This window comes from Streptomyces calidiresistens (assembly GCF_014141525.1).
GTDB classification, from domain to species: Bacteria; Actinomycetota; Actinomycetes; order Streptomycetales; family Streptomycetaceae; genus Streptomyces; species Streptomyces calidiresistens.
Genome location: NZ_VKHS01000691.1, coordinates 1 through 2,924, shown reverse-complemented (window position 1 = coordinate 2,924; position 2,924 = coordinate 1). Strand labels below are relative to the sequence as shown.

The 2,924-nt window shown below is 74.3% G+C and carries 4 protein-coding genes and 1 pseudogene; all 5 read right to left on the bottom strand.

Annotated features, from left to right (window positions below; genetic code table 11):
• On the bottom strand, nt 1–359 hold a 359-nt coding region (gene nuoK, locus FOE67_RS21530), incomplete at its 3' end, for an NADH-quinone oxidoreductase subunit NuoK (protein ID WP_182666493.1).
• The gene (locus FOE67_RS21525; protein ID WP_182666492.1) at nt 359–1,036 is read right to left on the bottom strand and encodes an NADH-quinone oxidoreductase subunit J family protein; all 678 of its coding nucleotides are present in this window, start codon (nt 1,034–1,036) and stop codon (nt 359–361) included. The genes nuoK and FOE67_RS21525, both read right to left, overlap by 1 nt.
• Nucleotides 1,033–1,509 (bottom strand): 4Fe-4S binding protein, encoded by a 477-nt coding sequence (locus FOE67_RS21520; protein ID WP_194444556.1) that lies wholly within the window; start codon nt 1,507–1,509, stop codon nt 1,033–1,035. The genes FOE67_RS21525 and FOE67_RS21520 overlap by 4 nt, the downstream gene beginning before the upstream one ends.
• 47 nt (nt 1,510–1,556) lie before the next feature.
• Nucleotides 1,557–2,579, bottom strand: a complete 1,023-nt coding sequence (locus FOE67_RS21515) for a complex I subunit 1/NuoH family protein (protein ID WP_182666490.1) — start codon at nt 2,577–2,579, stop codon at nt 1,557–1,559.
• A pseudogene (locus FOE67_RS21510) lies at nt 2,579–2,924 on the bottom strand (hypothetical protein); the annotation flags it as partial. The pseudogene FOE67_RS21510 and the gene FOE67_RS21515, both read right to left, overlap by 1 nt.

The following is a 2,924-nucleotide window of genomic DNA, read 5'->3' as shown; positions in this document are numbered from 1 at the left end:
GCGGCGGGGGCGTCGGGCGTCCCGGTGTCGGCGTCGGCGGGCGGCGCCGCGGGGGTGTCGCGCAGCGCCCGCAGCCGGTCCACCGCGGAGGTGCCGCGACCCCGGTACACCAGCAGCACGATCGCCAGCCCGACGCCCACCTCGGCGGCGGCCACCGCGATCAGGAAGAGCGTGAACACCTGGCCCGAGTGCAGTTCGTCGCGCAGCCACACATCGACGGCGACGAGGTTGAGCATGACGCCGGCCAGCATCAGCTCCACCGACATGAGGACCAGGATCGCGTTGCGGCGGGCCAGTACGCCGTACAGGCCGACGCAGAACAGCAGCACGGCGAGGACCACCGGGTACACCAGGTGCATCAGCCCTCACCCCCGACGCGGTCGCGGGGGCCGGGTACCGCGCCGGACGCGGCACCGTTCCCCGATCCGGGCACCGCCCCGTCCGTCGCCCCGGGCGCGTGCCGGCGCGAGACGACGATGGCCCCGATCAGCGCCGCGAGCAGCAGCAGGGACAGCGCCTCGAAGGGCAGCACCCAGTGCCGGAACATCGAGGTGCCCAGATCGGCGGTGAGGCCGTGCGGGGTCTCCAGGTCGATCCACGTGGTACGGAAGGCGTCCACGACCAGCACCATCAGCAGCACGGCCGCCGCCCCGGCCACCACCAGGGCGACCGGGCGGGCGGGCGAGTTCGCGTCCGGGGACGGCCCGGTGGGGGCCTTGGTCAGCATCAGGCCGAAGAGCAGGAGCACGACCACCGAGCCGAGGTAGATGAGGACCTGCACCCAGGCGATGAACTCGGCGGTCAGCAGCAGGTACTGCACCGCCAGCCCGCCGAGGGCCACCACCAGGTACAGCGCGGCGCGCACCAGGCGGGGGGTGGTCACGCACAGCACGGCCGCGCCCAGCACCACCACGCCCACCAGGACGAAGACGATCTCCACGCCGCTCGGCGAGAGGAAGCCGGGCGAGCCGTCGGCGGCCGTCGGGAGGGCGGTGGGAGGGACGGCGGAGAGGACCGCCGGGGTGCCGGGGCTCACGCGGCGCCCCCGGGCGTCGGGCGCTCGGCGGTGCGACGGGCCGCCGCGACCTCCTTGGGTTCCTCGGCGGCGGGGTCGAGCGGCGGCGGTTCGGGGACCGTCCACATCCACTCGCGCAGCCGGTCCCGCTCGTGGGTCAGCTCCCGGATGTCGGTCTCGGCGTACTCGAACTCCGGCGACCAGAACAGGGCGTCGAACGGGCAGACCTCGACGCAGATCCCGCAGTACATGCACAGCGCGAAGTCGATCGCGAAGCGGTCCAGGACGTTGCGGCTGCGCTCCCGCCCGCCGGGCGCGGCCGGCGGCACCGTCTCCTTGTGCGAGTCGATGTAGATGCACCAGTCGGGACACTCGCGCGCGCACAGCATGCAGACCGTGCAGTTCTCCTCGAACAGCGCGATCACCCCCCGGCTGCGCGGCGCCAGCTCCGGCAGCGTCTCCGGGTACTGCCGGGTCACCGCGCGGCGGGTCATCGCCCGGAAGGTCACGGCCAGGCCCTTGGCCAGGCCCGATACGGGACTCACGAAATCACCACCTTGACGACACCGGTCAGCGCGATCTGCGCGAGGGCCAGCGGGACCAGCACGGTCCAGGCCAGTTTCTGGATCTGGTCCACCCGCAGCCGGGGCCAGGCCACCCGCGCCCAGATCACCAGGAAGCACAGGGCGGCCGTCTTCAGCAGCATCCACAGCCAGCCGAGTTGGTCGGCGAACGGGCCGTGCCAGCCGCCGAGGAAGAGCACGGCGGTCAGCGCCGAGACGACGACGATCCCCGCGTACTCGGCGAGCAGGAACAGCGCGAAGCGCAGGCCGGAGTACTCGGTGAAGGCCCCGAAGATGATCTCCTCCGGTGCCAACGGGGCGTCGAACGGCGGGCGGTGCAGCTCGGCGATGCCCGCGACGAAGAAGACGATTCCGCCGATGATCTGCCAGGGCACCCACCACCACTGGAAGGCGTCCAGGATGCCGGTCAGGGAGAGCGTGCCGGCGGCCATCACCACGGAGGCGGCGGCCAGCAGCAGCGGCAGCTCGTAGGCCATCAGCTGGGCCGCGGTGCGCATGCCGCCCAGCAGGGAGTACTTGTTGGCGGAGGCCCAGCCGCCCATCAACTGGCCGAGCACGCCGAGGCCGAGGACGGCGAGGACGAAGAACACGCCGGCGTCGATGACCTGTCCGACCAGGGTGCCGGGGCCCAGCGGGATGGCGACCAGGACGACGAAGTAGGGCAGCAGCGCGACGGCCGGGGCCAGTCGGAAGACGGTGCGGTCAGCGCCGGCCGGGACGGTGTCCTCCTTCTGCGCGAACTTCACCCCGTCGGCGACCAGTTGGGCCCAGCCGTGGAAGCGGCCGGCGTGCATGGGGCCGACCCGGCCCTGCATGTGGGCCATCACCTTGTGCTCGGCCTGGCCCACCAGCAGGGGCAGGGTGAGGAAGGCGAGGAGGACCGCGCCCAGGCGCAGCGCGACGTCGCCGGGGCCCAGGGCGGCCGGGCCGGCGACGTCGGCGAGCAGCACCGGCAGGGCGGCGGGGGCGGTGGGTTCCATCAGCGCGTCCCCTCCCCGGGCTCCCCGGTGCCGGGGGTCCCCTCCGTGTCCGGGGCTCCCTCGGTGTCGTCTCCGCCGGTCCGCGGCTCGTCGGCGCCGCCGGGACCGGGGGACCCGTCGGTGTCGGCGTCGGTGTCCGGCTCGACGGCGCGGCCGGTGCGGTCGGTGGTCTCCCGGGTCCCGGCACCGGCCCCCGGGCCGTCGGCGCGAGGGGCGGCGTCCTGCGCGGCGTCCCCGTCGCGACCGGGTCCGTCACCGGCGGGGGTCGCGCGGCGGTGTCCGGCGGGCGGCTCACCGGCGGCTCCGCCCTTCCCGTCCTCCCCGGTCGCCGGGCGGGGGGTGGGG